The 26,540-nt window shown below is 71.6% G+C and carries 29 protein-coding genes; 15 read left to right on the top strand and 14 right to left on the bottom strand.

The window, feature by feature from the left end:
- Positions 1-6: 6 nt before the first annotated feature.
- Genes pstA through pstS form a run of 3 tightly spaced genes read right to left on the bottom strand, consistent with a single transcriptional unit; the run spans position 7 to position 2,978 of the window.
- On the bottom strand, positions 7-879 hold the full coding sequence (gene pstA / locus ACFYUV_RS23590) for a phosphate ABC transporter permease PstA (protein WP_387671288.1): 873 nt from the start codon (positions 877-879) through the stop codon (positions 7-9).
- The gene (pstC, locus tag ACFYUV_RS23585; RefSeq protein WP_352322868.1) at positions 876-1,856 is read right to left on the bottom strand and encodes a phosphate ABC transporter permease subunit PstC; all 981 of its coding nucleotides are present in this window, start codon (positions 1,854-1,856) and stop codon (positions 876-878) included. Before pstC ends, pstA begins: the two co-directional genes overlap by 4 nt.
- A 6-nt stretch (positions 1,857-1,862) precedes the next feature.
- The gene (pstS, locus tag ACFYUV_RS23580) at positions 1,863-2,978 is read right to left on the bottom strand and encodes a phosphate ABC transporter substrate-binding protein PstS (RefSeq protein WP_387671286.1); all 1,116 of its coding nucleotides are present in this window, start codon (positions 2,976-2,978) and stop codon (positions 1,863-1,865) included.
- 137 nt (positions 2,979-3,115) lie between these two features.
- Here pstS and ACFYUV_RS23575 point away from each other — a divergent pair, with 137 nt between their 5' ends.
- From ACFYUV_RS23575 to ACFYUV_RS23565, 3 genes are all read left to right on the top strand, one after another.
- Positions 3,116-3,589 carry a low molecular weight protein-tyrosine-phosphatase gene (locus tag ACFYUV_RS23575; RefSeq protein WP_387671284.1) on the top strand — a complete coding sequence of 158 codons (474 nt, stop codon included), beginning with the start codon at positions 3,116-3,118 and terminating at the stop codon, positions 3,587-3,589.
- Positions 3,576-4,361, top strand: coding sequence for a fructosamine kinase family protein (locus ACFYUV_RS23570; protein WP_387671282.1), 786 nt, complete (start codon positions 3,576-3,578; stop codon positions 4,359-4,361). The genes ACFYUV_RS23575 and ACFYUV_RS23570 overlap by 14 nt, the downstream gene beginning before the upstream one ends.
- A gap of 166 nt (positions 4,362-4,527) precedes the next feature.
- Positions 4,528-4,899 (top strand): Rv3235 family protein, encoded by a 372-nt coding sequence (locus tag ACFYUV_RS23565; RefSeq protein WP_352366048.1) that lies wholly within the window; start codon positions 4,528-4,530, stop codon positions 4,897-4,899.
- A 9-nt stretch (positions 4,900-4,908) separates the two neighbouring features.
- Here ACFYUV_RS23565 and hisN read toward each other — a convergent pair whose 3' ends face one another.
- Positions 4,909-5,742 (bottom strand): histidinol-phosphatase, encoded by an 834-nt coding sequence (gene hisN / locus ACFYUV_RS23560; protein WP_387671280.1) that lies wholly within the window; start codon positions 5,740-5,742, stop codon positions 4,909-4,911.
- Positions 5,743-5,796: 54 nt separating this feature from the next.
- Between hisN and ACFYUV_RS23555 the strand changes: the two genes are divergently transcribed.
- A complete protein-coding gene (locus ACFYUV_RS23555) occupies positions 5,797-6,252 on the top strand; it encodes a DUF4442 domain-containing protein (protein WP_387671278.1) in 456 nt (151 codons plus the stop codon).
- 11 nt (positions 6,253-6,263) lie between these two features.
- Here ACFYUV_RS23555 and rsgA read toward each other — a convergent pair whose 3' ends face one another.
- Both rsgA and aroA read right to left on the bottom strand, forming a co-directional pair.
- Complete coding sequence (gene rsgA, locus ACFYUV_RS23550; RefSeq protein WP_358289078.1) at positions 6,264-7,295, bottom strand: ribosome small subunit-dependent GTPase A; 1,032 nt, start codon at positions 7,293-7,295, stop codon at positions 6,264-6,266.
- A gap of 91 nt (positions 7,296-7,386) precedes the next feature.
- Positions 7,387-8,661 (bottom strand): 3-phosphoshikimate 1-carboxyvinyltransferase, encoded by a 1,275-nt coding sequence (gene aroA, locus ACFYUV_RS23545; RefSeq protein WP_358289015.1) that lies wholly within the window; start codon positions 8,659-8,661, stop codon positions 7,387-7,389.
- Between the two features lie 191 nt (positions 8,662-8,852).
- Here aroA and ACFYUV_RS23540 point away from each other — a divergent pair, with 191 nt between their 5' ends.
- Together ACFYUV_RS23540 and ACFYUV_RS23535 are read left to right on the top strand one after the other, a co-directional pair.
- Positions 8,853-9,596: an SOS response-associated peptidase gene (locus tag ACFYUV_RS23540; RefSeq protein ID WP_358289013.1), complete on the top strand. Its 744-nt coding sequence runs from the start codon at positions 8,853-8,855 to the stop codon at positions 9,594-9,596.
- A 156-nt stretch (positions 9,597-9,752) separates the two neighbouring features.
- Entirely contained in the window at positions 9,753-10,085 is a 333-nt protein-coding gene (locus ACFYUV_RS23535) for a TraR/DksA C4-type zinc finger protein (protein WP_364330906.1), read from the top strand.
- An 86-nt stretch (positions 10,086-10,171) separates the two neighbouring features.
- Here ACFYUV_RS23535 and ACFYUV_RS23530 read toward each other — a convergent pair whose 3' ends face one another.
- Entirely contained in the window at positions 10,172-10,912 is a 741-nt protein-coding gene (locus ACFYUV_RS23530) for a methyltransferase domain-containing protein (RefSeq protein ID WP_352322877.1), read from the bottom strand.
- Between the two features lie 123 nt (positions 10,913-11,035).
- Between ACFYUV_RS23530 and ACFYUV_RS23525 the strand changes: the two genes are divergently transcribed.
- The 7 genes from ACFYUV_RS23525 (at position 11,036) to ACFYUV_RS23495 (ending at position 17,574) form a co-directional block, all read left to right on the top strand.
- Positions 11,036-11,752 carry a sigma-70 family RNA polymerase sigma factor gene (locus ACFYUV_RS23525; protein ID WP_387654924.1) on the top strand — a complete coding sequence of 239 codons (717 nt, stop codon included), beginning with the start codon at positions 11,036-11,038 and terminating at the stop codon, positions 11,750-11,752.
- Complete coding sequence (gene rsrA, locus ACFYUV_RS23520) at positions 11,749-12,015, top strand: mycothiol system anti-sigma-R factor (RefSeq protein WP_352322878.1); 267 nt, start codon at positions 11,749-11,751, stop codon at positions 12,013-12,015. The genes ACFYUV_RS23525 and rsrA overlap by 4 nt, the downstream gene beginning before the upstream one ends.
- Before the next feature lie 10 nt (positions 12,016-12,025).
- Positions 12,026-12,964 carry an NAD-dependent epimerase/dehydratase family protein gene (locus ACFYUV_RS23515; protein WP_358289007.1) on the top strand — a complete coding sequence of 313 codons (939 nt, stop codon included), beginning with the start codon at positions 12,026-12,028 and terminating at the stop codon, positions 12,962-12,964.
- A gap of 225 nt (positions 12,965-13,189) precedes the next feature.
- Entirely contained in the window at positions 13,190-14,545 is a 1,356-nt protein-coding gene (locus ACFYUV_RS23510) for an HD-GYP domain-containing protein (RefSeq protein WP_387671274.1), read from the top strand.
- Entirely contained in the window at positions 14,542-15,840 is a 1,299-nt protein-coding gene (locus ACFYUV_RS23505; protein WP_387671273.1) for an HD-GYP domain-containing protein, read from the top strand. Before ACFYUV_RS23510 ends, ACFYUV_RS23505 begins: the two co-directional genes overlap by 4 nt.
- 99 nt (positions 15,841-15,939) lie before the next feature.
- A complete protein-coding gene (locus tag ACFYUV_RS23500; protein ID WP_387671271.1) occupies positions 15,940-17,319 on the top strand; it encodes an acetyl/propionyl/methylcrotonyl-CoA carboxylase subunit alpha in 1,380 nt (459 codons plus the stop codon).
- A 42-nt stretch (positions 17,320-17,361) separates the two neighbouring features.
- Positions 17,362-17,574, top strand: coding sequence for a biotin/lipoyl-binding carrier protein (locus tag ACFYUV_RS23495; RefSeq protein ID WP_358289001.1), 213 nt, complete (start codon positions 17,362-17,364; stop codon positions 17,572-17,574).
- Here ACFYUV_RS23495 and ACFYUV_RS23490 read toward each other — a convergent pair.
- Positions 17,564-17,947, bottom strand: a complete 384-nt coding sequence (locus ACFYUV_RS23490; RefSeq protein ID WP_358288998.1) for a thioesterase family protein — start codon at positions 17,945-17,947, stop codon at positions 17,564-17,566. The two genes, ACFYUV_RS23495 and ACFYUV_RS23490, sit on opposite strands and share 11 nt — an antisense overlap.
- A gap of 239 nt (positions 17,948-18,186) precedes the next feature.
- Here ACFYUV_RS23490 and ACFYUV_RS23485 point away from each other — a divergent pair, with 239 nt between their 5' ends.
- Positions 18,187-19,884 carry a serine/threonine protein kinase gene (locus tag ACFYUV_RS23485; protein ID WP_387671269.1) on the top strand — a complete coding sequence of 566 codons (1,698 nt, stop codon included), beginning with the start codon at positions 18,187-18,189 and terminating at the stop codon, positions 19,882-19,884.
- A gap of 4 nt (positions 19,885-19,888) precedes the next feature.
- On the opposite strand, the gene ACFYUV_RS23480 is transcribed toward ACFYUV_RS23485, so the two are convergent.
- The 4 genes from ACFYUV_RS23480 to ACFYUV_RS23465 all read right to left on the bottom strand — a co-directional run bounded on the left by ACFYUV_RS23480 (position 19,889) and on the right by ACFYUV_RS23465 (position 24,179).
- A complete protein-coding gene (locus ACFYUV_RS23480) occupies positions 19,889-21,535 on the bottom strand; it encodes an acetolactate synthase (RefSeq protein WP_387671267.1) in 1,647 nt (548 codons plus the stop codon).
- Between the two features lie 63 nt (positions 21,536-21,598).
- A complete protein-coding gene (locus ACFYUV_RS23475; protein ID WP_387671265.1) occupies positions 21,599-22,378 on the bottom strand; it encodes a DUF4097 family beta strand repeat-containing protein in 780 nt (259 codons plus the stop codon).
- Positions 22,375-23,028, bottom strand: coding sequence for a response regulator transcription factor (locus ACFYUV_RS23470; protein WP_352366075.1), 654 nt, complete (start codon positions 23,026-23,028; stop codon positions 22,375-22,377). Before ACFYUV_RS23470 ends, ACFYUV_RS23475 begins: the two co-directional genes overlap by 4 nt.
- Positions 23,019-24,179 (bottom strand): histidine kinase, encoded by a 1,161-nt coding sequence (locus ACFYUV_RS23465; protein WP_387671263.1) that lies wholly within the window; start codon positions 24,177-24,179, stop codon positions 23,019-23,021. Before ACFYUV_RS23465 ends, ACFYUV_RS23470 begins: the two co-directional genes overlap by 10 nt.
- Before the next feature lie 135 nt (positions 24,180-24,314).
- On the opposite strand from ACFYUV_RS23465, the gene ACFYUV_RS23460 reads away from it, so the two are divergent.
- On the top strand, positions 24,315-24,890 hold the full coding sequence (locus ACFYUV_RS23460) for a hypothetical protein (protein WP_387671262.1): 576 nt from the start codon (positions 24,315-24,317) through the stop codon (positions 24,888-24,890).
- Here ACFYUV_RS23460 and bioD read toward each other — a convergent pair.
- Positions 24,887-25,594: a dethiobiotin synthase gene (gene bioD / locus ACFYUV_RS23455; protein WP_387671260.1), complete on the bottom strand. Its 708-nt coding sequence runs from the start codon at positions 25,592-25,594 to the stop codon at positions 24,887-24,889. The two genes, ACFYUV_RS23460 and bioD, sit on opposite strands and share 4 nt — an antisense overlap.
- 35 nt (positions 25,595-25,629) lie before the next feature.
- Positions 25,630-26,349 carry a GntR family transcriptional regulator gene (locus tag ACFYUV_RS23450; RefSeq protein WP_125648113.1) on the bottom strand — a complete coding sequence of 240 codons (720 nt, stop codon included), beginning with the start codon at positions 26,347-26,349 and terminating at the stop codon, positions 25,630-25,632.
- Positions 26,350-26,540 lie beyond the last annotated feature (191 nt).

The raw sequence follows: 26,540 nt of genomic DNA, 5'->3' as shown, positions 1-26,540 counted from the left end.
TACCCCCTATCGGCCCCTGGCGGGCCTGCGCCACCAGGCGATCAGGCGCGCCACCAGGTTGAGCAGCATGACGATCAGGATCAGCGTGAGGGCTCCGGCCCAGGCACGGTCGATGGCGGTGTCGTTGGGACGGGCCGCCTGGTCGAAGACGAAGAGCGGAAGGCCCATCTGCGGCCCGCTGAACGGATCGTTGTTGATGGAGTCGGTGAAGAACACCGTGAGCAGCAGCGGCGCGGTCTCGCCGGCCACGCGGGCGACGGCCAGCATGACGCCGGTGACGATGCCCGTGAACGCGGTCGGCAGCACGACCTTCAGGATCGTGCGCCACTTGGCCACGCCCAGCGCGTACGAGGCTTCGCGCAGGTCGTTGGGCACCAGCCGGAGCATTTCCTCGGCCGATCTGACCACGGTCGGCATCATCAGGATCGACAGCGCCAGCGCGCCGGCGAAGCCGGAGAACGGGTTGCCCAGGAAGAGCACCCAGAAGGCGAGGATGAACAGGCCGGAAACGACTGAAGGGACGCCGGTCATGACGTCCACGAAGAAGCTGATGGCCCGGCTCAGGCGGCCGCCGTGGCCGTACTCGACCAGGTAGATGGCGGTGAACAGGCCGATCGGGACCGAGATGAGCGAGGCCAGCAGGACCTGCTCCAAGGTGCCGACGATGGCGTGGTAGGCGCCGCCGCCGACGTCGCGGGCGCCGATGTTCCGCATCGAGTGGGTGAGGAACTCCAGGTCGAAGCGGGCCAGGCCGTTCGAGATCACCAGCCAGAGGACCGAGATGAGCGGCACCACGGCCAGCGCGAACGCCAGGTAGACCAGCCCCTGGACGAACCTGTCCTTGATCCGGCGGCCGGTCGAGATGTGCTGGATGGTCATGCCCCCACCGCCCTGAACTCCTTGCGCCGGTTGATCACCATGCGTGCGCCCATGTTGACCAGCAGCGTGATGACGAACAGCACCAGACCGGAGGCGATCAGCGCGCCCCGGCCGACCTGCGTGGCCTCGCCGAAGCCGTTGGCGATGTTGGCCGCGATGCTGTTGGCGTGCGGGGTGAGGATCTCGAAGCTGATGTCGAAGGTGGCGGGGAAGATCAGCGCGACCGCGATGGTCTCGCCCATCGCGCGGCCGAGGCCGAGCATGGCGGCGCTGATGACGCCGGGCCGGCCGAACGGCAGCACGGCCATCCTGATCATCTCCCAGCGGGTGGCGCCGAGCGCCAGGGCCGCCTCCTCGTTCATCTTCGGGGCCTGGAGGAACACCTCGCGCGAGATGGCCGCGATGATCGGCAGGATCATGATCGCCAGGACGATGCCGCCGGCGAGCATGGTCTTGCCGCCGATGGCCCCCTCGCCGGAGAACAGCGGGAACCAGCCGAGGTGCTCGTTGAGCCACTGCGACGGCGTGCGCAGCAGCGGCACCAGGAACGTCACGCCCCACAGGCCGTAGACGACGCTGGGCACGGCGGCCAGCAGGTCGACCAGGTAGCCGAGCGGCCCGGCCAGGCGGCGGGGCGCGTAGTGGGAGATGAACAGCGCCACGCCCACCGCGATGGGGGTGGCGATGACCAGCGCGATCGCCGAGCTGAGGACGGTGCCGAAGGCCAGCGCGCCGATGCCGAAGACCTGGCTGCCGTTGGGCTCCCAGATCAGGTCGGTGAAGAAGTTGCCCTTGTTCGCCTGCAGGGCCGGGACGGCCTCGCTGATGAGGAACACGGCGATGGCCGCCATGATCCCCAGCAGCAGGACGCCGGCACCGGTGGAGACGAACTTGAAGGGGCCTTCACCATGGCTGCGCCGCGAGGCGGACCGGCGCGTGGCCGGCCCGCCCCCACGGGTACGAACGTTGGTCGTCATGCTGTGCTAGGAGATCGCGCCGACGGCGGTGCGGACCTTGGTGAGCAGCTCGCCCGCGAGCGGGGCGTAGCCGAGGTCCTTCAGCGCGGCCTGGCCCTCGTCGCTGGAGGTGTAGGTGAGGAACTCCTTGACGAGCTTGGCCTGCTCGGGCGCGAGGCCCTTCTCGCAGGTGATCTCGTACGTCACCAGCACGATCGGGTACGCGCCCGCCGTCTTGGTGGCGTAGTCGATGCTCAGCTTCAGGTCGTTGCCGGTGCCGGTGATCTCGGCGGTCTCGACCGTCTTGGCCGCGCTGTCGGCGGTCAGCTCGACGAACTCGCCGGAGCCGTTGGCCACCTTGGCCTTGCTGAGCTGGGAGTTCTCGGCGAAGGAGAGCTCGACGTAACCGATGGAGCCCTCGGTGCTCTTGACGCTGGCCGCGACCTGGTCCGAGCCCTTGGCGCCCTGGCCCTTGGCCTCGGCGGGCCACGCCTTGGCGGGCTCGTACGGCCAGCCGGCGGTCGCCTTGAGGAACTTGGTGAAGTTGTCGCTGGTGCCCGACTCGTCCGAGCGGTGGAAGGCCGAGATCGGCGTGGACGGGAGCTTGGCGTCGGGGTTGTCGGCCTTGATGGCCGCGTCGTCCCACTTGGTGATCTTGCTGTCGAAGATGCCGCCGATGGTCTTGGGCGACAGCTGCAGGCCGTCCACGCCGGGGAGGTTGTAGACCACCGCGACCGGGCCGGTCACCATCGGGATGTTGATGGCCTTGCCGGTCTTGCACCGGGCGTCGGCCTGGGCGGGCTCGCCCTTGTCGTCCTTGAGAGCGGAGTCCGAACCCGCGAAGTCGACCGTGCCCGCGATGAACGACTGCACACCGGCACCCGAACCGCTCGGCTGGTAGTTCAGGCTCACGCCCGAGTTCTTGGCCTGGAAGTCCTTCTTCCACTGGTCGATCGCGTTGGCCTGGGCCGACGAGCCGGCGGCGTTGATGGTGCCGCTCAGGCCGTTGTCGTTGCCCGCGGCGGGAGCACTGGCGGAGCTGGTGCCGGTCGTGCCCCCGGAGCTGTTGTTGTCTGTGCCGCACGCAGCGAGCGAGAGCGCGCCGACGACGGCGACGGCGGCGAGCCGGCCTGCATACTTCACGGTTGGGTTCCCCTCACTTGGTCCTTAGTCGTCCATGAAGCTATGCAGGCAAAGTGACTCAGACCCCCCAACAAGGGTGAACGTTCGGTGAACGCGCCTGGTCGTCTCCATCAATGTGACCAGCGAAGATGGGATACATGAGCTATCGCGTGTGTCTCGTGTGCATGGGCAACATCTGCCGTTCCCCGATGGCGGAGGTGGTGCTCCGCCGGACCCTGGAGGAGCGCGGGCTCGGCGGCCGGGTCGTCGTCGAGAGCGCGGGCACCGGCGGCTGGCACGCCGGCGATCCGATGGACGAGCGGGCGCTGGGCATCCTGGCCGAGCACGGCTACGACGGCGCCGCCCACCGCGCCAGGCAGTTCACGCGGGACTGGTTCGACCGCTACGACCTGGTGCTGGCGATGGATCGCGACAACGCGGCCAACCTGCGCCGCCTGGCGCCCGCCGGCGTCGAGGTGCGCCTGTTCCGCTCGTTCGACCCCGGCGCGCCGGACGGCGCCGAGGTGCCCGACCCCTATTACGGTGGCCGCGAGGGTTTCGAGGAGGTGCTGACCATGCTGGAGACGGCCTCCAAGGGCGTGGCCGCGCACATCGCCGATGAGATCGACTGAGGACCTCGGCTCCTCCCACGGCCGGCGGTTGCAGCGCGGCGTGCTGGAGGACGGGCGGCAGGCGTTCGCCAAGATCGGTCCCGCCTCCGACGTGTTCGCCTCCGAGGCCGCCGGGTTGCGCTGGCTGGGCGAGGCGATCGCCGTGCCCGAGGTCGTGGAGGCCGGTCCCGACCGGCTGGTGTTGTCGTGGGTGCCGCAGGAGGCGCCCACCGCCGAGGCGGCCCTGCGGTTCGGCCGTGACCTGGCCCGTCTGCACCGCGCCGGGGCGGCGGGGTTCGGCGCGCCCTGGCCGGGGTTCATCGCCGAGCTGCCCATGGACAACTCGCCCGACGGTGACTGGCCGTCCTTCTACGCCTCCCGGCGGGTGTTGCCGTTCCTGCGCCGGGCGCGGCTGCCGGTCGCGGACGTGACGCTGGTCGAGCGGGCCGTGGCGCGGTTCGCCGAGGTGGCCGGGCCGCCGGAGCCGCCCGCCCGCGTCCATGGGGATCTGTGGAGCGGGAACGTGTTGTGGTCCGGCGGCACCGGGGTGCTGGTCGATCCGGCGGCCCACGGCGGGCACCGGGAGACGGATCTGGCCATGCTGGCCCTGTTCGGGCTGCCGTACCTGGATCGGGTGATGGGGGCGTACCAGGAGGAGTTCCCGCTCGCGCCGGGGTGGCGGGCGCGGGTGCCGTTGCACCAGCTCCATCCGCTGCTGGTGCACGTGGTGCTGTACGGAGCCTCCTACCGCGACTCGTTGATGAATGCGGTCGCCCGGGTGTTGTCGCTCTGAACAACCGATAAAGAAATAGGGGATCCAGCCCCGCGATGCATTTCTCCGCCCAAGGGGAGGAAAGAGGACGGCGGCCGGGTAAAGTTGGCGGATTTCGTATCCGGCGGCCCCGGCCGAAAACTCATTAAGGCGTTTCCTTCTTCCCCCTGAGTCAATTGGAGGGCGCATGGCGGACGACTCCACGCACGGCGCACTGGCCCTGACCCCGCTCGTCTGGGGCCCGCCCGGAGCCCGGCCCGACGAACGCAGGCTGCGTCAGCTCGGGCAGGCGCTGGCCGAGGTGCTGACGGGCCGCCGCCCGCCGGAGTCGGTGGCCGACCGGCTCACCGGCGGGGCCTACCGCGACCTCGTCAGGGCCGGGCGGATGATCTCCGCCGATCGGCCGCCGTTCGTCGGGAGCCCGCACGTCAAGGAGCCGAGGGACGGTGCCGTCGAGATGTGCGTGCTGGTGCACTGCGGCGAGCGCAGCCACGTCCTGGCCGTACGGCTGGAGCGGCACGGCCATCGATGGTTGTGCACCGACTTCGAGACGGCCTGAAGCGGGCCGTCAGGAGGTGATCGTGGTGCCGTTGAGCCGGTTCAGCACCTCGTCGTGGAGGGCGCCGTTCGTGCAGACCAGGCTGCCGCCCTCCAGGCCGCGCACGCCGGCGAGGTCGGTCCAGACGCCGCCGGCCTCCTCGACGATCACGGTGAGGGCCGCCATGTCCCAGGGCGACAGCTCCGGCTCGGCGGAGATGTCGGCCGAGCCCTCGGCGACCATCATGTGCGACCAGAAGTCGCCGTACGCGCGGGTGCGCCAGCAGGCGCGGCCGAGGTCGAGGAAGTTGTCCAGCTTGCCGAGCTCCTCCCAGCCGCCGAAGCTGGAGTAGGAGAAGGAGGCGTCCTCCAGCGCGGTGACCGAGGAGACGCTCATCCTGGTGGCCTTCGCCAGGCTCTTGCCGGTCCAGGCACCGCCGCCGGTGGCCGCCCACCAGCGACGGCCGAGCGCGGGGGCCGACACCAGGCCGACGACGACCTTGCCGTACTCCATGAGCGCGATCAGCGTGGCCCACACGGGCACGCCGCGCACGTAGTTCTTGGTGCCGTCGATGGGGTCGATGATCCACGACCGGGCTCCCCACCCGGTCTTGCCGAACTCCTCGCCCACCACCGCGTCGCGCGGCCGGGCCCGGCGCAGCGTGCCGCGGATGGCCTCCTCGACGGCGCGGTCGGCGTCGCTGACCGGCGTCAGGTCGGGCTTGGTCTCGACCTTGAGGTCGACCGCCTTGAAGCGCCGCATGGTCAGGTCGTCGGCGGCGTCCGCCATGACGTGAGCGAGGCGTAGATCGTCGTTGTAACCCTGCACGGTCAGCCACGCTATCGCGTCGGTCGTGCCGGACATCAGTCACCGGCGCCCCTTTTCTGGTAACTCCCTTTTCGCCTACTGACCAGTAACATGTCTCCTATGTCCACTGATGTAGGTGCCTTCCTTCTCGAAACCGTTCCCTTCGCCCGGACGTTGGGGATCGTGTTCGACGCGGTCGAGGACGGCCGGGCGGAATGCCGGCTGCCCGACCGGCCCGAACTGCACAACCACGTGGCCGGGCCGCACGCGGGCACGCTGTTCACCCTGGCCGAGTCGGCGTCGGGCGCGGCGGTGCTGTCCAGGTTCGGCGACCAGCTCAGCCGCAGCGTGCCGCTGCCCACGACGGCGACCATCGAGTTCCGGAAGGTGGCCCTGGGGGAGGTGCGGGCCGAGGCGCGCGTGGCCGCATCGAGGGAGGAGGTCGTCGGCAAGCTGGACGCCGGCGAGCGGCCCGTCTTCGACGTGCTGGTCGACGTGCGCGACGCGGCCGGCACCCTGGTCTCCAGCCTCACCGTCACCTGGACGCTGCGCCCCAACCGCCCCTGAACGGCCGGTGATCAGGCGGCGGGCTCGTCGGGGGCGCCCTCGCGGCTGGACAGCAGGCGGCGCAGCGACTCCAGGCGGGCCGGGTCGGCGTTGCCCGCGGCCGCCCAGGCGTCGAGCGCGCAGCCGTCGCCGAGATGGGTGCAGCCCTTCGGGCAGGTGACCGTGCCCTCCACCAGGTCGGGGAAGGCGGCCAGCACGGTCTCGACCGACACGTGGGCCAGGCCGAAGCTGCGCACCCCCGGCGTGTCGATGATCCAGCCGCCCTCGGGCAGCTCCAGCGCGACGGCCGAGGTGGAGGTGTGCCGGCCGCGGCCGGTGACCGCGTTGACGTGCGAGACCGCGCGGTTGGCGTCGGGCACCAGGGCGTTGACCAGGGTGGACTTGCCCACGCCCGAATGGCCCACCAGCACGCTGATGCGGCCGGCCAGGTGGTCGCGCAGCTCGTCGAGGGAGCCGCCCTTGTGGACCACGATGTGCGGCACGCCCAGCGGCTCGTACAGGGCGACCAGCTCGTCGGGTGGGGCGAGGTCGGACTTGGTCAGGCAGAGCAGGGCGTCGATCTCGGCGTCGAACGCCGCCACCAGGATCCGGTCGATCATCCGGGGCCGGGGCGGCGGGTCGGCCAGCGCCGTGACGATCACGAGCTGGTCGGCGTTGGCCACGACCGGGCGCTCGATGCCGTCGGTGTCGTCGGTGTCGTCGGCCGAGCGGCGCAACATCGAGGTGCGCGGCTCCACCCGGACCACCCTGGCCAGCGTGTCGGGCAGGCCCGACACGTCGCCGACCAGGGCCACCCGGTCGCCGACCACGATGCCCTTGCGGCCCAGCTCGCGGGCCTTCATGGCGACCACGAGCCGGCGCTGCTGCTGCTTGCGCTTGTGGCCGCGGTCGGGCTCGACCAGGGTGGTGTAGCGGCCCCGGTCGACGGCGACCACGAAGCCCTCCACGGCGTCCTCGTGCGCGGGACGGATGCGGGTGCGCGGGCGCGAGCCCTTGCCCGGCCTGACCCGTACGTCGTCCTCGTCGTATTCCCGCTTTCTCAGCGGTCCGCTCCCATGCGCTCGCTTCCTCTCACGCCGGACCCTCCTGCGAAGTGCCCCCGCCGCCTGCCGCGAAACGCGCGATCATCGCCGCTCATCGGGCCTCCAGCATCGCCGCCCACATCTGGACGAACTCGGGCAACGTCTTGGCGGTCGTCGCGATGTTCTCCACCTCCACGCCCGGCACGGCGAGGCCGATCACGGCCCCGGCCGTGGCCATGCGGTGGTCGTCGTAGCTGTGGAACACGCCGCCGTGCAGCGGGCGGGGACGGATGAGCAGGCCGTCGGCCGTCTCCTCCGCGTCGCCGCCGAGGGCGTTGATCTCGGTGGCCAGCGCGGCCAGCCGGTCGGTCTCGTGGCCGCGCAGGTGGCCGACCCCGCGGATGCGGCTCGGCGTGGTGGCCAGGGCGGCCAGCGCGGCGATCGTGGGGGTCAGCTCGCCCACCTCATGGAGGTCGGCGTCGAGGCCCTTGACCTCGCCCGTGCCGGTGACGACCAGGTCGTCGCCGTCGCGGGTCACCGTGGCGCCCATGGTGGTGAGCAGGCCGCGCAGCGCGTCGCCCGGCTGGGTGGTCTCCGCCGGCCAGCCGGGGACCGTGACCGTGCCGCCCGTGACCAGCGCGGCGGCCAGGAACGGCGCCGCGTTGGACAGGTCGGGCTCGACCGTCATGTCCCTGGCCGCGATCGGGCCCGGCTCGACCCGCCAGACGTCGCGCTCGGTGTCGTCGACCTTGACCCCGGCCTCCCGCAGCATGTGGACGGTCATCTCGATGTGCGGCTGGGAGGGCACCGGCGGGCCGACGTGCCGGATCGTCACGCCCTTCGCGAACCGCGCCGCCGTCAGCATCAGCCCTGAGACGAACTGCGAGGAGCCGGAGGCGTCGATCGTGACCTCGCCGCCGGTCAGCGGCCCGGTGATGGTGAACGGGAGCGCGTCGTTGTCGATGCGCGCCCCGAGCGCGCGCAGGGCGTCGAGGATCGGGCCCATCGGACGCCTGCGGGCGTAGGGGTCGCCGTCGAAGAAGACCGGGCCGTCGGCCAGCGCCGCCATCGGCGGGACGAACCGCATGACCGTGCCCGCGAGCCCCGCGTCGATGCGCGCGCCGCCGCGGACCGGGCCCGGCGTCACCTCCCAGTCGACCGCGTCGGTGGTCTCGCGCACGGCCGTCAGCGTGGCGCCGAGCGCGCGCAGGGCCGACACCATGAGGTCGGCGTCGCGGCTGCGCAGCGCCTGGCGGACGACGCCCGGACCGTCGGCCAGCGCGGCGAGCAGCAGCGCCCGGTTGGTGACGGACTTGGAGCCGGGCAGGCGGACGGAGGCGTTGACGGGCGTGTCGGCCGTCGGCGCGGGCCAGTGCTGAGCGGGCATGTCCAAAGCCTACTGGCCCTGGTACGGCCCGTTCACGGCCTGTGGACGACGCGTCGCCCTTCCGCGGGGCCGAGACGCCCCGGCCGGACGCGTCGCCCTTTCGCCGAGCCGAGCCGATCCGAGCCGAGCCGGGCCGCCCCGGCCGGAGGCGAAGCCGCGAGCGACACCCCGGCGTATGGCAATGTGGGGACATGTGCGGTAGATACGCCTCGGCGCGCAAGAAGCACGAGCTGCTGGAGGAGTTCCAGGTCGAGCTCGACGGCGAGCCCGACAAGGAGCTGGGCGCCGACTTCAACGTCGCCCCCACCAAGAACGTCTACGCGGTCATGAGCCGGTCCTCCAAGGAGGACGAGCACGCGGTCCGGCAGCTCAGGATCGTCAGGTGGGGTCTCGTGCCCGTCTGGGCCAAGGATCCGTCGATCGGCTCCCGGCTGATCAACGCCAGGGCCGAGACGCTGGCCGAGAAGCCGTCGTTCCGGCAGGCGTTCGCCAAGCGCAGATGCCTGATCCCGGCCGACGGCTACTTCGAGTGGATGGCCGTCGAGGGCGAGAAGAAGAAGCAGCCGTACTTCATCCACCCGGCCGACGGCGGCGTGCTGGCCATGGCGGGCCTGTACGAGTTCTGGAAGGACCGCACCCGCGACGACGACGACCCGCTCAAGTGGCTGGTGACCTGCACGGTCATCACCACGGACGCCGAGGACCAGCTCGGCCGCATCCACGACAGGATGCCCATGATGATCGAGCGCGACCGCTGGGCCGACTGGCTGGACCCGGCCCTCACCGACACCGAGCGCGCCTCACGACTCCTGGTGCCCGCGGAGGCCGGGAGGCTGGCGGCATATCCCGTTTCTACTGATGTCAATAATGTCCGGAACAATGGGCCGGATCTCATCAAACCGCTCCCCGACGAGGAGGAAGCCGGCCTTTTCTAAAGGTGTAAGAAGCATGGTAAGTGGGCATTCGGTGAGGAAAGCGATGCGACCGTTCACTCGGTGTCACCGCCACGACATGCCCCTAATTGCGCCGGGCGGGACAACCGGGGAGTCCCAGCCGCGGGCTTCCCCCCTTTCACCCGGAGGTGCGGATTCGTGGACGTCACGACCGCTCGTCAGCGGCTCGAAGACATGCTCGCGGAGCTGGACCGCTCGATCGGGGTCCTCCAGGGCGACCCCGTCGCGATCCGTGAGCACTCGGCGGCCGACGCGGGCTCCGACCTCACCGACGCCGACCGCGCGCAGGCCATGCTCACCGTGGCGACCGCGCAACGCCGCGCGGTGACCGAGGCGATCAGACGCCTGGACGAAGGCGCGTACGGCAGGTGCGTCGACTGCGACGAGCCGGTGCCCGAGGGCCGGCTGGAGGCCCGCCCGGAGGCCGCCCGCTGCGTGCCGTGCCAGGGAAGACGCGAACGCCGCCGCTGATCCGCGAAGGAACCGGAGGCCGCCGGACGAGGAGAACGGCGGCCTCGGGAACGGCCGGCGGTCAGGGAAACCGGTCGGCGGGTCGGTCAGCTCTTGCGGGCGCTGGCCACCAGGTGGATGCCCACCGTGTCGTCATCATCGGGATGGGCGTCGAGCTCGGTGCGCACGAGCCAGGTCAGGGCCCGCCCGTCGGACCCGAGCACGTGGTCCACCGTGGACGGCGACAACACCGTGCGCGGCCGCATCCACTCCACCTCCAGCCCGGCCCCCATCAGCAGCTCGCGGAGCTGGCCGCTGCTGAAGCAGCGCGTGATGCTGCCGTCGGGCCAGGGCACCAGCATGACCTCGCCGGTCTGCCGCAGGTGCTGCCACTGCTCCTGCTCGGCCAGGATCGCCATGCCCAGCACCAGCGAGTCGACGCACACCAGCGCCCGCCCGCCCGGACGCAGCACCCTGGCCACGTCGCTCATCGCCGACTCGGCCATGAGCTCGATCGACATCGCGCGTTCCTCGGCGACCACCGCGTCGACGCTCTCATCGGGAAGAAACGCCAGATCATCGGCGCGTACGTGCCGAACCCGGTCGGCGTCCCGCAAACGGGACTGCGCGTCCACGGTCCGGCGGAAGTCGAGCACCTCGATCACCCGGTGTCCCGCCCTCGCGGCCTGGCCGGACCAGCGTCCGCGGCCGCCGGACAGATCGAGGATCACCGACGGTTCGCCGGGGAGCCAGCGGTTCAGTTGCTCGGCGGCGACGGCGCGGTAGAAGGTCCAGTACGGCCCGAGCGTCCCAGAGCCGTTCAGTTCCTCGGCCGGAATGGGCAGCACACGCGACTCCTGAGTTCCGGAAAAAGGGCTACCAGCCGGTACGTATGGACGTTCCCCGCACCGGGTCCTCTGTACCTTCTATCTTGCGGGAACAGACAAGGGCGCGGGCGTGTTGCGACGAGCATGCTCACATTGGAAAGACCGCGCCCCGATGACCAGGAGGTCATCGGCCAGCGGGTATTCTCCCCTGAGTACGGTGTACCGCCACAGCCGGCCACCGGTGATCTTAGGGGGGTGGGTCCGGTGCCCGCGACAGGCGCGGAGACTCTGGAGCAGCGCAGCGAGCGGTTCGAGCGCGACGTCATGCCGTATCTCGAACAGCTCTACTCCGCCGCGCTCCGGATGACCCGGAATCCAGCGGACGCGGAGGACCTGCTTCAGGAGACCTTCGCCAAGGCGTTCGCGTCGTTCCACCAGTTCCAGGAGGGCACGAACCTCAAGGCGTGGCTCTACCGGATCCTGACGAACACGTTCATCAACAGCTACCGCAAGAAGCAGCGTGAGCCCAAGCAGTCCGGCACCGAGGAGATCGAGGACTGGCAGCTCGCGCGCGCCGAGTCCCACACCTCGAGCGGGCTGAAGTCGGCCGAGGTCGAGGCGCTGGAGCACCTCCCCGACGGCGACATCAAGCAGGCGCTCGCGGCGCTGCCGGAAGAGTTCAGGATCGCCGTCTACCTCGCCGACGTCGAAGGCTTCCCCTACAAGGAGATCGCCGACATCATGGGCACTCCCATCGGCACCGTGATGTCCAGGCTGCATCGGGGACGCAGGCAGCTCCGGGGCCTCCTTGAGGACTACGCCCGCGAGCGCGGCCTGGTCCCCTCGGAGGGATCGAAATGAGCTGTGGCAACCCGCACGACACCGACTGTCGCGAGGTGCTGGACAAGGTCTACGCCTATCTCGACGGCGAGCTGACCGACGGTGACGTCTCCGACATCCGCGTGCATCTCGACGAGTGCAGCCCGTGCCTGAAGGAGTACGACCTCGACAAGGCGGTCAAGGCGCTCGTGGCCAAGCACTGCGGCTGCGACCCCGTCCCCGCCGATCTGCGTTCCAAGGTGCTGGCCCGGATCGAGCAGGTGAGGTCGGAGCTGGCCGACTAGGATTCACGCCATGCGCGTCCTAGTCACCGGTGGTGCCGGTTTCATCGGGTCGAATCTCGTCGACCGCCTGCTCGCGGACGGACACGAGGTCGTCGCCGTAGACGACCTGTCCTCCGGCAGCAGGGACAACCTGGTCAACGCCGCCGAGAGCGACCGTTTCAGCCTGCACGTCCTCGACGTGCGAGACCCGGCGATCATCGGGCTGGCGGCCGAGCTGCGGCCCGAGGTCATCTGCCACCTGGCCGCCCAGATCAGCGTACGCAGGAGCGTGGCCGACCCCGTCCACGACGCCCGGCTCAACGTCGAGGGCACCGCGTCGGTGCTGACGGCGGCCAAGGAGGGCACCACGCGCAAGGTGGTGTTCGCCTCGTCGGTGGCGGTCTACGGCCGGCCCGCCACGATCCCCGTGCCCGGCGACGCGCCCACCGACCCGCGCTCGCCGTACGCGGCCTCCAAGCTGAGCGCCGAGATCTACCTGGCGACCTTCCGCGCCCTGTACGGCCTGGAGTACACCACGCTGGTGCTCTCCAACGTCTACGGCCCGCGCCAGTCGCCCGACGGCGAGGCCGGCGTCGTGTCGATCTTCACCGACGCCCTGCTCAACGGCACCCCCACCGTCCTCTACGGCGACGGCACCCAGACCCGCGACTACGTCTACGTCGACGACGTGGTCGACGGCTTCGTCCGGGCCTGCGGCAGCGAGGGCAACGGCCGCCGCTTCAACCTCGGCACCGGCATCCAGACCACCGACAGGCGCCTGCACTCGCTGATCGCCGACGCGGCCGGGGCCCAGGACAAGCCGGGCTTCGCGCAGCCGCGCGTCGGCGACCTGCCGGCGATGGCCGTCGATCCGGTGCCCGCCCACGAGGGGCTGCGCTGGGAGCCGCGCACCGACCTGCCGACCGGCGTGAAGAGCACCGTGGCCTGGGCGCGGAGTCGCGCCAGGTAGTTGCTTGATTACACTTTGCTTGCGATTTCCCGCTCGGCCCGTACGGTGACGTCCTCTTCTGTAGCGTGAGCTCCAGAAGTCGACGTGGAGGCATGTGGGATGTTGAAGGACAGGTTCACCCGGTCGCTCGCCGCCGTCATCGTGCTCACCTCGATGGTGGCCCTGGCCGGCATCGGCGCGCTTCCGCCAGGGGTTTCCTGGACCTGACCGCCGTAGGGGGCCGCAATGCGTGACCTGCCCTGGCCCGCGAGGGTCTACCTGGTCGCCGTGATCGCGGCGGCGGCCGCGCTCATCGGGCACAGCGCGATCGTCTCCGGCCCGCTCGTGGCGCCGGAGAAACTCGACATCCTGCTGGTGCTCGGGCTGCTCTTCCTGGTGTGCGAGTCGATGCCGACGCTGCTCAACGTGGAGCAGTTCGCGGTGTCGGTGAGCTTCTCGGCGTCGCTGGCCGCGGTCGTGCTGATCGGGCCGGAGGGCGCGGCGCTGGTGGGGCTCACCGCCGCGGTCAGCGTGCGCCCGGGGCTGCCGCTGATCAAGCGGCTGTTCAACGGCGCGCAGTTCGCCGTCTGCGGCTACGCCTCCGGCTGGGTCTACGAGTGGCTGCACGGCACGGTCGGGGTGCCGCGGGTCAACGAGTTCGACAGCCTCATCGGCCCCTACGCCGCCGCGACCGCCGTGTTCGTGCCGCTCAACATCGTGCTCACGCTGACCATGATCAGCCTGGCGACCAGCGTGCGGGCCACGGAGGTGCCGCTGCGCGGCATGGTCCAGTTCCTGCTGTCCTATCTCGGTTACGGCACGTTCGGGCTGCTGGTGGCCGGGTTGTGGGCGACCGTGCAGTCGATCTCGGCGGTGCTGGTGCTGCTGCCGCTGTTCGTGGCCCGGTGGGCGTTCGGCCAGTACCACGCCCAGCAGCGCTCGTACGACGCCACCATCGCCGCGCTGTGCCAGGCCGTCGAGACCAAGGACTACTACACCCGGGGCCACTGCACGCGCGTCTCGCTCGCCTCCAGCATGATCGCCGAGGAGATCGGCATGCGGCTCGAACGCCTGCGCGCCATCCGCTACGCCGGCATGCTCCACGACGTCGGCAAGCTGGGCGTGCCCACGAAGGTGCTGCAGAAGGACGGCCCGCTCACCGAGGGGGAGCTCGCCGCGATCCAGCTCCACCCGATGCGCGGGCTGGAGATCGTCCGCGGCATCGGCTTCCTCGACGAGGCCTACGCCGGGATCATGCACCACCACGAGCGCCACGACGGCACCGGCTACCCGATGGGCCTGGCCGGCGACGAGATCCCCGAGTTCGCCAAGGTGATCGCCGTGGCCGACGCGTTCGACTCGATGACCTCCGACCGTTCCTACCGGGGGGCGCGCCCGGTCGAGGTGGCCGTGGAGGAGCTGCGCAAGTGCTCCGGCACGCACTTCGACCCGGTCATGGTGGCCGCGTTCATCCGGGCGCTGGAACGCAGTCCCTGGCAGCCGCCGCGCCGGGTCGAGGCGCCGCCGCCCGACGCCGCCGAGGCGACGATCAAGGACCACGACGACCCGACGATGCCGATCCAGGTCGTGAGCGGGCCATGACCACCGCAGAGCGCGTCCGGCGCGCCGACCGGGCGCAGGCCACCGTCCTGCGCCGGCTCGACTCCGGCCAGTTGTTGCTGATCTGCGCGGCCGGGCTGGTCGCCGTCGCGGGCGTGGCGCACACGGCGGCCGTCGGGCTCGACCGTCCCGAGATCGCCATCGGGTTCGGCGCGTTGATCGCGGTCGGCGAGCTGGCCCGGCTGACCATGCCGGGCAACAGGGAGGTCGCGCCCATCGGCGCCGCCGCGGCGCTCGGCTACACCCTGCTGCTCGACCTCAGCCAGAACCAGTTGCGCCACTCCGCGCTGCAGGTCGTGGCCGTGATCGCGGCCGGGATGATCGCGGGCGCGCTGCCTCACCTGGCCGTCGGCCGGCCACCGCGGCTCGACGCGATGGCCCGCCGCCTGCTCACCGGCGCGCTGCTGGCCTTCGCCTTCCGCCCGCTGGCCGACCCGCTCTACCAGCTCACCAAGCCGCCGCCGGGCGCCCACACCTGGTGGCCGGCGCTCGTGGTGATGGTCTCGCTGATCACGGTGACGCTGCTGGTCGACGTGCTGATCGCGGCGCTGCTGCGGGCCGAGCGGCTGCGCACGGCGTTCCGGGTGGCGGTGCGCGACGAGATCAACATGGCGTTCCCGCTGGGCGCCGCGGTGGCCGCCTCCGGTGTGCTGCTCGCGCTCGCCACGCACAGCATGGACCTGGTGGCGCTGCTGGTGTTCGCCGCGCCGCTGCTGGTCACGCAGGTGGCCTTCCGCAAGTACGCCGGCATCCGCGCCACCTACCTGCAGACCGTCCGCGCCCTGTCGCGGGTCACCGAGGTCGGCGGCTACGTCGAGCCAGGCCACTCGCGCCGGGTGTCCCGGCTGGCCGTGGCGGTCGGCCGGGAGCTGGGCATGGCCGAGCCCGAGCTGCTGGAGCTGGAGTACGCGGCCCTCATGCACGACATCGGCCAGCTCTCGCTGCGCGACCCCATCCCGGGCGGCGCCACCGTGCTGGCCGATCCGGAGCAGGCGCGGCGCATCGCCGAGCTGGGAGCCGAGGTGATCAGGCAGACGGGCGTGCTCGACCGGGTGGCCGAGGTGGTCCGCAGGCAGTGCGACGAGATCGCCGACGACCCGCCGCTGTCCAGCCGCATCATCAGGGTCGCCAACGCCTACGACGATCTGGTGGGTCCGTCCACCGATCGCGACCGGTCGGGGGCGGCGCTGGAGCGCATCGGGCTCACGGCGGGCAGCGCGTACGACGCCGCCGCGCTCGACGCCCTGACCCGGGTGGTCGGCAGAGGCCGCGTGTAGCCGATTGCCCGGCTTTGTGGGGTTCCTACAGATCATTCTCCGCTGATCGGTACTTCACGAGAAAAGGGACGAGCCGACGCCGGTCATAGGGTTGTCCGCGTGACTGCTGAGACGCTCGGACCCGTTCTGATCGCCAACCGGGGGGAGATCGCCCGGCGGATCATCCGTACGGTCAGGCGCATGGGCCTGCGTGCCGTCGCCGTGCACTCCGAGGCCGACGCCGGGCTGCCGTTCGTGCGCGAGGCCGACGAGGCGGTTTTGATCGGCCCGGCCGACCCCGCGCAGAGCTATCTCGACCCCGCCAGGCTGCTGGACGCGGCCCGCGCCACGGGGGCGGGCGCGGTTCATCCCGGTTACGGCTTCCTGTCGGAGAACGCCGCGTTCGCGCGGGCGGTGATCGAGGCCGGGCTCGTGTGGATCGGGCCGTCGCCGGAGTCCATCGACCGCATGGGCGACAAGATCAACGCCAGGAACCTCATGGAGCAGGCGGGCGTGCCCGTCGCCGCGGGCACCAGGGAACCGGTCACCGACCTGGTCGCGGCGCTCGACGCGGCCGAGCTGATCGGCTACCCGGTCATGGTCAAGACCGCCGGCGGCGGTGGCGGGATCGGCATGAGCGTGGCCCGTGACGACGCCGGGCTGGCCAAGGCGTTCGAGCAGGCGGCCAGGACGGCGGCCAGGTTCGCCGCGGCGGCCGCGGCGGGCGGCGCGGGCGACGCGCTGGCCGGGCCCGCGGTCCTGCTGGAGCGTTACGTCGAACGTGCCCGCCACGTCGAGGTGCAGATCATCGGCCTGCCCGACGGCCGGGTGCTGGCCCTGGGCGAGCGCGACTGCTCGGTGCAGCGCCGCCACCAGAAGGTCGTCGAGGAGTCGCCGTCCCCCGGCATCGGGCCCGAGCTGCGCGAACGCATGCTGGCCGCGGCCGTGCGGGCCGGCGAGGCCGTCGGCTATCTCGGCGCGGGCACGGTCGAGTGCCTGGTCGACGCCGACGCCCAGGACTTCGTGTTCCTGGAGATGAACACCAGGCTGCAGGTCGAGCACCCGGTCACCGAGCTGGTCACCGGCCTCGACCTGGTGGAGCTGCAGCTCCGCGTGGCCGCCGGGGAGAGCCCGGAGATCACGGTGGCGCCGCAGGGGCACGCGATCGAGTTCCGGGTCTACGCCGAGGACCCCAAGCGTTTCCTGCCCGGTCCCGGCCGGATCACCACCTGGGACGAGCCCGCCGGCGCCGGCATCCGCGTCGACGCCGGCTACGCGGCGGGCGACACGGTGACCATGTTCTACGACCCGCTGATGGCCAAGCTGTGCGTGCTCGGGGCCGACCGGACCGAGGCGCTGGAGCTGGGCCGCAAGGCGGTCGCGGAGTTCACCGTCGAGGGGCCGAGGAGCAATCTGCCCTTCTGTGCCGAGCTGCTGGAGAACCCGGCATTCGTCGCGGGAGACTACGACACGGGTCTGGTCGGGCGAATGCGGGCCTGACCCGGTCGACATTGTTGGTGACGTCGGAAGAGGAGAGCGCCGGTGGCCGAGGTACGCGCCGAGATGGTGGCGAACGTGTGGAAAGTGGTCGTCCGGGAGGGCGAGGCGGTCTCCGAGGGGGACACGCTGGTCATCCTTGAGTCGATGAAGATGGAGATCCCCGTGCTCGCCGAGGACGCGGGCGTGGTGTCGCAGCTCAAGGTGGCCGAGGGCGACGTGATCCAGGAGGGCGACCTGATCGCCGTCATCGACTGAGGCGGGCCAGGAACCTGGCGCGGTCGACGACCGTCCGCTCGACCGTGCCGCGGCCCACGAGCGTGCCCTGCCGGTCGCGGGCCTCGAAGGCGAAGACCAGGCGCCGGCCGTCCACGGCGGTGAGCTCGGCGGTGAGCTGGACGTGGTCGCCGACGGCGCTGGCGGCCAGGTGTTCGAGCTCGACCCGGGTGCCGACGGACGTCTCGCCCTCGGCCAGGTGCGGGCGCACGGCCTCGACGGTGGCCCGTTCGGCCAGCGCGAGCAGCCTGGGCGTGGCCAGCACGGGCACGTCGCCGCTGCCGGCTCGCTCGGCTGTGTCGGATCTCTCGACCATGGTGAGCAGTTGCGAGCGGAGGCCAGGTGAGAGCGTCATGGGGGTCAGCCTATCGAGGGCGGTTCTGATCTCCTGGAAACGCGGACAACACCGCCTATAAGGCTCCAGGATAGGGTTTGTACGGCTTGCGGCATATGAGTGGCATATGGGGCTCCTGAGACAGGTACACTCTCGGAGTTTCCGTGACCACTGTGTTACCTCACCGCGACAAAAGTTCGCTTTGTTGGAGAACCGCGGGGTGGGCGAGGTTACCGATGTAGGGGGGTAGCGGGGGAGTCATGGTGGCCGAAGGCACGACGCTGGCGGGGCGGTATCGACTGGATACCCGCATCGGCGCCGGCGGCATGGGCGAGGTGTGGCGAGGCGAGGACATCGTGCTCGCCCGCACCGTCGCCGTCAAAGTGCTGCTCCCAGGCCGCATGGATGATCGGGGGTTCGTCGCCAGGTTCCAGGGGGAAGCCAGGGCGATGGCCACGATCAACCATTCCGGCGTGGTCGACGTCTACGACTACGGGGTGAGCGGCGACACCGTCTACCTCGTGATGAAGTTCGTGGACGGGGAGCCGCTCGACCGGCTGCTGGCCCGGCTCGGCCGGATCCCGCCGCAGGCGGCCATGGAGCTCATCGCGCAGGCCGCCTCGGCCCTGCAGGCGGTGCACGACCAGGGAATCGTGCATCGCGACGTGAAACCGGGCAACCTGCTCGTCCAGCGCGACGGCACGCTGGTGCTCACCGACTTCGGCATCGCCCGTTCCGACCTGGCCAACCGGCTGACCGACGCCGGCATGGTGCTCGGCACGGCCGCCTACTGCGCGCCCGAGCAGGCCGAGGGCGCGCCCGTCACCCCGGCCGTGGACATCTACGCGCTCGGCGTGGTCGCCTACGAATGCCTGGTGGGACAGCGGCCGTTCGACGGTGACAGCGCGGTCACGATCGCGCTCAAGCACATCCGCGAGGCCCCGCCGCCGCTGCCCGCCGACATCCCGCCGCAGATCCGGACGCTGGTGGAGGTGGCGCTGTCGAAGGACCCCGCCCGGCGTTTCCCGACGGCGAAGGCCATGAGCGAGGCGGCCCGCGCGGCCGGTCAGGGCCAGGCGATCACGCCGGTGGCCGAGATCGCGCCGCCGGCCACGGGCGCCACGATGGCCGCGCCGCCCGAGTCGTACCAGACCGGCGCCTACCAGGCGGGCCACTCCCAGCCGACGGGCGCCCACCAGCCGGGCCAGCCGCCCGCCTACCCGGGAGGACAGCAGCCGGCCGGAGCCGGCGGGTTCCAGACCGGGGCGCACCTGCCCGCGTCGTCGGAGGAGACCACCGCCGCCGTCGGCGAGCGCCGGCCGGGCGGCCGCCGCGCCGCCAAGGCGCCGCGCAGGACCGGCCTGGTCGTCGGCCTCGCGGTCGCGGTGGTGCTCGGCGTGGGGGCGGGGGCGGTCGCGCTGACGGGCATGGTGCCCGGCGCGCCGACGCCGACCGTCACGGCTACCCACGACGGCAACAGCGACGACATCCCCGGCCCGACGAAGACCGGTTCCGCGAAGTCACCCAAGCCCACGCGGACCCCCACGAAGACGGCCCTGCCGCCCACCACCAGGCCGCCCACGCACGCCGAGACCGAGGAGCCGGCGGAGACCGAGGAGCCGACGACCACGCCCACCACCACCCCGACCACCACGAAGGAGCCGACCAAGTCGCCGTCGAGCACGCCGACGCCGACGGTCAAGAACATCACGGTGCCCAAGGTCGCCGGGCAGCCCTTCCTCAAGGGGCAGGAGATGGTCGAGGCGGCGGGGCTGCAGGTGCGCGTCCGCGACTCGTCCGTGACCACCGACGACCCCGCCTGCCGCAGGATCACCAAGACGGTGCCGGCCGGCGGCACGGTGGTCCCGGAGACGAAGGTGGTCACGCTCTACGTCATCGACGGCATCTGCACGACGCCGTCGCCGTCGCCGTCCCCCACGGCGACGCCGAAGTCGTAGGGGGTCAGATCCCCGTGGTGTTGCGGGGATAGGCGATCTGCGGATCGGTGGCGATGTTCACCATGTACGGGATGCCGGAGTCGAACGCCCTGCGCAGCGCCGGCCCGATCTCCGACGGCTTGGTGACCAGCTCGCCGCCGCCGCCCAGCGCCGTCACGACCTGGTCGTAGCGGCACTGCGGCTGGAGGTCGGCGGCCACGTCGTAGCCGTACAGGAACCGCATGGGGTGCTTCTCCAGGCCCCACATGCCGTTGTTGCCGCAGATCATGACGACCGGCAGCCGGTGGCGGACGAGGGTGTCGACGTCCATCAGGGAGAAGCCGGCGGCGCCGTCGCCGAGCAGGAGCACGACCTGCGAGGACGGGCGGGCCAGGCGGGCGGCGATGGAGTAGCCGAGCCCGGTGCCGAGGCACCCGTACGGGCCGGGGTCGAGCCAGTTGCCCGGCTGCTTCGGCTCGACGTACTTGCCGGCGTAGGAGACGAAGTCGCCGCCGTCGCCGATCACCACGGCGTCGTCGGCCAGGACCTTGCCCAGCTCGCCGTAGATGCGCATGGGGTGGATCGGGTCGGTGTCGGCGGCCAGCAGCTCGGCGTCGTCCTCGATCGCCGCGGCGGCGGCCTCGGACAGCGTGGACGCCCAGGAGGCGTACGAGCTGGGCTTGACGCCCGCGTCGCCGCAGGCCGCGCCGAGGCTCCACAACACCACCGACAGGTCGCCCGCGGCCTTGGCGGCGGGCTGCATGTGAGTGGCGAGCTGCGAGGGCGCGTCGGCGATGTGCACGACGCGGGCCAGGGGCGCGCCGTCCTTGCCGCCGAACGAGCCGTAGCCGAGCCGGAAGTCGAGCGGGGCGCCGATCACGATGACCAGGTCGGCCTGGGAGAAGGCCAGGCTGCGGGCGCGGGTGACGAGCAGCTCGTGCCCGGCGGGCAGGATGCCGCGGCCCTGGCCGTTGGGGATGACCGGCAGCCGCCAGGTCTCGGCGAAGTCGCGCGCGGCCTCCTCGGCCCGGTCCATCCACACGTCGGAGCCGTAGACCAGCACCGGGCGCTCGGCCTCGGACAGCAGCCGGGCGATGGCGGCCAGGTCGGCGGGGTCGGGCTCCAGCGGCGAGGGCGACTGCGTGTGCACCTCGTGGGCGGGCGAGGGGGCGAAGAGGTGGTCCATGTAGAAGTCGAGGAAGACCGGGCCGCGCTGGGGCGCGACGGCGGTGCGGAAGGCCGACTCGACGTCCTGGCCGATCGAGTCGGCGCCGGAGGCGGTGAACGACAGCTTGGTGATCGGGCCGAGCAGCGGCGGGTGGTCCATCTCCTGGAGGGCGCCGCTGCCCCAGCGCGACTGCGGCGCGCGGCCGCCCATGACGACCACCGGCGAGCCGTTGAAGTGCGCGGTCGCGATGCCGCTGACGCCGTTGGTGATGCCGGGCCCGGCGGTCAGCACGGCCAGGCCGGGCTTCCTGGTCAGCCGGGCCGTCGCCTCGGCGGCGAAGACCGCGCTCTGTTCGTGGCGCACGTCGAGGATGCGCATGCCCTCGTGGACCGCGCCGTCGTACAGCGGGAAGACGTGGCCTCCCGAGAGGGTGAACATGGTCTCGACGCCGTAGGCCTTGGACACGGCGACGGCGACGTCACCGGCGTGCTTCGCAGACTCCATGCCGGGAACTTACCAACCAGTGATAAGAGTAAACAGATCTCAAGAGTTGCGTCCGGCCGCGTCCTAGCCCTGTCCGCAGCAGACCCGGACCGAGCCCAGCGGCGCCCGCGCCTCGATCTTCCGGGGCGCGCCCTTCACCGCGTCGACCTCCACCTCGGTGCGGCGGCCCTCGGTCGTCACGTCGTAGGTCTCCGGCGGCAGCCGCAGGTCGACGTCGCCGGTGGCCCGCGCGACGGCCCTGACCGTGAGCGGCGGGTTGGCGAAGTCGAGCCGTACGTCGCCCGAGCCGGTCTCGACGTCGGCCTGGCTGCCGAGCATCGCGTCGCCGAAGACGGACCCGGAACCGGACCTGGCCCAGACCTCGCCGGTGACCCCGTCGGCCCGCACGTTCCCCGACACGGTCGTCAGCCGAACGGCGCCGACCACGCTGTGGACCCCGAGGTCGCCGACGGTCGTCCGGGCCTCGACCCCGGTCTCGAAGGGCACCAGCAGCGTGTAGTCCGCCCGGCACACCGGACCGTCCGGACGGGGTGCGGTGCCGCACCGGATGTCCAGCCGCAGGGTGTCGCCGTTCCAGTCCTCGGTGATCACCGGCCGGTCGATCGAGGTCCAGTTCACGGACCGGGAGATCGTCAGCTCTCCCGCGGGGCCCGGCACGATCTCGACGTTCACCTCGCCGCTGCCCGTGGTGACCTTCAGCGTGTCCAGCGCGAACGGGACCGTCCTGGCCCGCGTCTCCTGCGGCGCGGTGGCGCGGGCGAACCCGTTCCAGACCAGCAGGACGGACAGCAGCAGGGCGGTCACCGTCGCCACGGTTCCCGCCGTCAGCCAGATGGCCCTCACGGCATGCTCCTGATCTTGAGGAACTGCAGGACGGCGAGGACCCGGCGGTGATCGCCCTCCGCGGGGGACAGGTCGAGCTTGGTGAAGATGTTGCCGATGTGCTTGCCCACGGCCCCCTCGCTGAGCACGAGGGCCTGGCCGATGCCGGCGTTCGAGCGGCCCTCGGCCATGAGCTTGAGCACCTCGTGCTCGCGGGGTGTCAGCCGTTCCAGCGGGTCGCTGTCGCCGCGCAGCAGGAGCTGGGCGACGACCTCGGGGTCGAGGGCGGTGCCGCCGCCGGCGACCCGGCGCAGGGCGTCGATGAACTCGGCCACGTCGGCCACCCGGTCCTTGAGCAGGTAGCCGACGCCGCCGGCCGCGGTGGACAGCAGGCGGGCGGCGTAACGTTCCTCGACGTACTGGGACAGCACCAGCACGGCCAGGCCGGGATGCTGGCGGCGCAGCACGAGAGCCGCGCGCAGCCCCTCGTCGGTGTGCGTGGGCGGCATCCGGACGTCGGTGATCACCAGCTCCGGCCGGTGCTCCTCGACGGCCCGCAGCAGGCCCTCGGCCTCGTCCACGGCCGCCACCACCCGCATGCCGGACGCGTCGAGCAGCCTGATCAGCCCCTCGCGCAGCAGGACGGAGTCCTCGGCCAGCACTACTCGCACGGCAGCTCCACCTCGATCGTGGTCGGGCCGCCGAACGGGCTGGACAGACGCAGCGTCCCGTCCACGGAGTCGATGCGCTGGGCCAGGCCGCGCAGGCCGGTGCCGCCGTCCAGCCGGGCGCCGCCGCAGCCGTCGTCGTGGACGAGCACGTGCAGGCGGTCGCGCTCGCGCCGGACCGCCACCTCGGCCCTGGTCGCGGCGGCGTGTTTGGCGATGTTGGTCAGTGCTTCGGACACGATGAAGAAGGCCACCGCCTCGATGGTCGGGGAGGCGCGCCGGTCGATGTCGACGCGCAGGCGTACGGGGAGAGGGGCGCGGGCCGCGACGCCGGACAGCGCCGCGTCGAGCCCCTGGTCGTTGAGCACGGCCGGATGCAGGCCGCGGACGAAGTCGCGCAGTTCCTTGAGCGCCTGCTTGGCCTCCTCGTGGGCCCGCTCGATCGCCTCACGGGCGGGCTCGGGCAGGTCGGTGAGGGTGGCCCTGGCCAGGCCGAGGTTCATGGCGAGCGAGACCAGGCGCTGCTGGGCGCCGTCGTGCAGGTCGCGCTCGATTCTGCGGCGCTCGGCGTCGGCGGCGTCGATCACGCCGGCCCGGCTCTCGGTCAGCGTCTCGATGCGCTGCCCCAGCTCGGTGCGGCTGGGCCCGAGCAGCGTGCGCGCCACCGACAGGTCGAGCGCCGCCATGCCCCTGGCCAGGACCGGGGCGAGCAGCAGCAGCGCCAGGCCGGTCGCCGTGGAGATCCCCACGATGACCGGATCGCGCAGATCGACGAGGAACACCAGCGGCGGCGCCTGCACCCGCGGCGGCACGAACGACAGCAGCCCCACCACGGCCCCGCCCCACGCCAGCGCGACGAGGAAGGCCGCCGCCGCACCCACGAAGGGCGACAGCAGGTGGTAGGCGATCTGCCGCCAGGTGGCCGCCCTGCGCCAGCCGGCCGGCGCCACCGGGGGCGGGATGCGGACGTCGAGGAAGGCCGCGAACCTGGACCGCTGCACCCGGGTGAACACCGGGACGCCGCGCCGCAGCACCGGCGGCGCCACGGCCAGCAGCAGCGTGAGCCCGCCGAGCACCACGGCGACCGGCAGCCCGATCATCACGTGGGACGTGTCGAGCCAGGCACGCGCCGACCAGGGACGGGGGACTTTCATGCGTCAAAGGTATTGACCCACCAGACCTCCACGAAATGGGCCTGGTGTGCCGGTGGACGGTAGAGCTAACCCCACCCTCGAACAATTGCCGCGCACCGAACATCTCACTCCCCAACAGACCAAGGGGAGGTTCGGATGTTCGCAGCAGGGGTCGCCGCGCTGGCGGCCGCGTCCACGGTCCTGGGCGGGTTACCGCACGGCATGTTGTTCCTGGAGAAGCACCCGCCCGCCAAGCAGTGGGAGACCTACACCGTCAAGAACTCCGCCACGCTGCCGCTCCAGCTCGACCCGTGCCTGTCGCACCGGCGGCGGGACGGCGGCCGGCTGATGGCGCGGGCCGTCCTGTACTCCAGCGAGGACGAGATGAAGTACGAGCAGCTCGTCGTCTACCGGAGCGTCCGGCACGCCAAGACCGCCATGCGCGTCCTGCGGGCGGACCTCAGGCGCTGCGCCGACGTGGGCAAGGGCGTCAACCGCCACCGCTACTTCAGCAAGCCCCTGGACGTGGGCGACGACGGCCTGCGCGCCGGCGGCCGGTTCTTCGAGAGCGGCGAGCACGCGGTCGCGGTCAGGCGCGGCGCGGCCCTCTACATCGCCGGCGAGTCGGCCTGGCCCACCGAGAGCCTGCCGCTCAAGGGCTTCCGCGGGCTGATCGACCAGGCCCGCCGGATGACCGTCAAGGTCTGCCGCCTGCCCGAGGCCGCCTGCTAGAGCACCCCCACCCGCCGCTTGAAAGCGGACGGGTCGAAGGAACCGCCCAGCGTGGCGCCCAGCCCCTCGCGCGCCATTCGGGCGAACGCCTCGCGGCCGAGTCGCCCGGCCCCTTCGGGCAGCACTCCCGCCAGCGGCCGCGCGGCCAGCATCTCCAGGTCGGCGACGTTGCTCCGCTCGATGATCCCGGTCTCCGGCGGCCAGCGCCCGATCACCACGCCCGCCGGGTCGAGCCCCCGGTGCGCCAGCGCCTCCAGGGTCAGCGCCGTGTGGTTGAGCGCCCCGATCCCGGCCCCCGCCACGACCAGCACCTGCGCGCCCACCAGCCGGGCCAGGTCGGCGATCGTCGCGCCGTCCTCGTCGAAGCGCACGAGCAGGCCGCCGGTGCCCTCCACGACGACCAGCCGGTTGCTCTCGGCCAGCTCCTCGACGAACCGGGCGGCGGCCGTCAGCGACACCGGCGGCGCCCCGGCCACCCGCGCGGCGGCGGCCGGCGAGAGCGGCTCGCCGAAGCGCGCCAGCTCGAACGTGGTGCTCACCCCGGAGAGCCGGATCACCTCGTCGAGATCGCGCCCGCCGCCGGTCTGCGCCGGCTTCACCACGGCGACGGACGCCCCCCGCTCCCTGGCCAGGGCGGCCACGGCGGCCGTCACGACGGTCTTGCCCACGCCGAAGTCGGTGCCGGACACGACGAGAACGCTCATCGTCCCAGCCTAGAAGCCGCCGCCCGCCATCCCGGTCAGGGACGCCGCAGGCGCGTGACGAACTTGTACCGGTCGCCGCGGTAGAGGGACTGCGCCCACTCCACCGGGTGGCCGTCGGCGTCGAAGGCGTGCCGGGTCAGCAGCAGCATCGGCAGGCCGACGTCCACGCCCAGGGCCTTGGCGTCGTACGGGGTGGCGAGCACGGTCTCGATGATCTCCTCGGCGTCCGTGAGCCGTACGTTGTAGGCGTTGTGCAGCGTCTCGTACAGGGAGGCGTGCACCTCCAGCTCCCGCCGCAGGCGGGGGAAGCGCCGCGCGGACAGGTGGGTGGTGTCGATCGAGACCGGCTCGCCGTTGGCCAGCCGGAGCCGGTGGATGCGCAGCACCCGGCCGCCGGGGTTGATGGCCAGCCGCCGCGCCAGGGCCTCGTCCGCGGTGATGTAGCCGATCTCCAGGATCTTCGTGTCCGGCTCCAGGCCGGCCGTGCGCAGGTCGCCGATGTAGGAGGTGAGCTGGAGCACCTGCGCCACCTTCGGCTGGGCCACGAACGTGCCCTTGCCCTGGATGCGCAGCAGCCTGCCCTCCACGACCAGCTCGGTCAGCGCCTGGCGGACGGTGGTGCGCGAGGTCTCGAACCGCACGGCCAGCGTGCGCTCGGGAGGCAGGGCGGTGCCCGCGGGCAGGCTCTTGGTGAGCTCCAGAAGACTGCGTTTCACGTCGTAGTACTTGGGAACGCGGGGGCCGTCGTCGGTCACGCTCTCACCTTCACTTCTGGCACGGCGGTGAGGGCGTGTCTGATCACCGCGAGATCATCGGAACTCATATCGGCCCGAGCGGTCAACCACCTGGGAGGACGGCATATCCGCACGGAGCGCGCACACCGCCAAGTACGCGCGAATCCGGGCAGCTCAGACTGATTGTGAAGGATATCCACAGCTGCGTGCGC

The organism is Nonomuraea sp. NPDC003560, from assembly GCF_042878785.1.
GTDB lineage: Bacteria > Actinomycetota > Actinomycetes > Streptosporangiales > Streptosporangiaceae > Nonomuraea.
The sequence above is the reverse complement of the archived record's forward strand: the minus strand, read 5'-3'. Positions and strand labels throughout refer to the sequence as shown.

Bases quoted from the DNA above. Each gene is read 5' to 3' on its own strand.
- ACFYUV_RS23570 (WP_387671282.1), top strand. From the start codon at position 3,576: ATGAGATCGACTGAGGACCTCGGCTCCTCCCACGGCCGGCGGTTGCAG.
- hisN (WP_387671280.1), bottom strand. From the start codon at position 5,742: ATGTCCGGCACGACCGACGCGATAGCGTGGCTGACCGTGCAGGGTTAC.
- pstC (WP_352322868.1), bottom strand. From the start codon at position 1,856: ATGACGACCAACGTTCGTACCCGTGGGGGCGGGCCGGCCACGCGCCGG.
- ACFYUV_RS23490 (WP_358288998.1), bottom strand. From the start codon at position 17,947: ATGACGCTCTCACCTGGCCTCCGCTCGCAACTGCTCACCATGGTCGAG.
- ACFYUV_RS23465 (WP_387671263.1), bottom strand. From the start codon at position 24,179: ATGAAAGTCCCCCGTCCCTGGTCGGCGCGTGCCTGGCTCGACACGTCC.
- ACFYUV_RS23575 (WP_387671284.1), top strand. From the start codon at position 3,116: ATGAGCTATCGCGTGTGTCTCGTGTGCATGGGCAACATCTGCCGTTCC.
- ACFYUV_RS23460 (WP_387671262.1), top strand. From the start codon at position 24,315: ATGTTCGCAGCAGGGGTCGCCGCGCTGGCGGCCGCGTCCACGGTCCTG.
- ACFYUV_RS23555 (WP_387671278.1), top strand. From the start codon at position 5,797: ATGTCTCCTATGTCCACTGATGTAGGTGCCTTCCTTCTCGAAACCGTT.
- ACFYUV_RS23525 (WP_387654924.1), top strand. From the start codon at position 11,036: ATGCTCACATTGGAAAGACCGCGCCCCGATGACCAGGAGGTCATCGGC.
- ACFYUV_RS23565 (WP_352366048.1), top strand. From the start codon at position 4,528: ATGGCGGACGACTCCACGCACGGCGCACTGGCCCTGACCCCGCTCGTC.
- pstA (WP_387671288.1), bottom strand. From the start codon at position 879: ATGACCATCCAGCACATCTCGACCGGCCGCCGGATCAAGGACAGGTTC.
- aroA (WP_358289015.1), bottom strand. From the start codon at position 8,661: ATGCCCGCTCAGCACTGGCCCGCGCCGACGGCCGACACGCCCGTCAAC.
- ACFYUV_RS23515 (WP_358289007.1), top strand. From the start codon at position 12,026: ATGCGCGTCCTAGTCACCGGTGGTGCCGGTTTCATCGGGTCGAATCTC.
- rsrA (WP_352322878.1), top strand. From the start codon at position 11,749: ATGAGCTGTGGCAACCCGCACGACACCGACTGTCGCGAGGTGCTGGAC.
- ACFYUV_RS23510 (WP_387671274.1), top strand. From the start codon at position 13,190: ATGCGTGACCTGCCCTGGCCCGCGAGGGTCTACCTGGTCGCCGTGATC.
- ACFYUV_RS23485 (WP_387671269.1), top strand. From the start codon at position 18,187: ATGGTGGCCGAAGGCACGACGCTGGCGGGGCGGTATCGACTGGATACC.
- ACFYUV_RS23480 (WP_387671267.1), bottom strand. From the start codon at position 21,535: ATGGAGTCTGCGAAGCACGCCGGTGACGTCGCCGTCGCCGTGTCCAAG.
- ACFYUV_RS23540 (WP_358289013.1), top strand. From the start codon at position 8,853: ATGTGCGGTAGATACGCCTCGGCGCGCAAGAAGCACGAGCTGCTGGAG.
- ACFYUV_RS23505 (WP_387671273.1), top strand. From the start codon at position 14,542: ATGACCACCGCAGAGCGCGTCCGGCGCGCCGACCGGGCGCAGGCCACC.
- bioD (WP_387671260.1), bottom strand. From the start codon at position 25,594: ATGAGCGTTCTCGTCGTGTCCGGCACCGACTTCGGCGTGGGCAAGACC.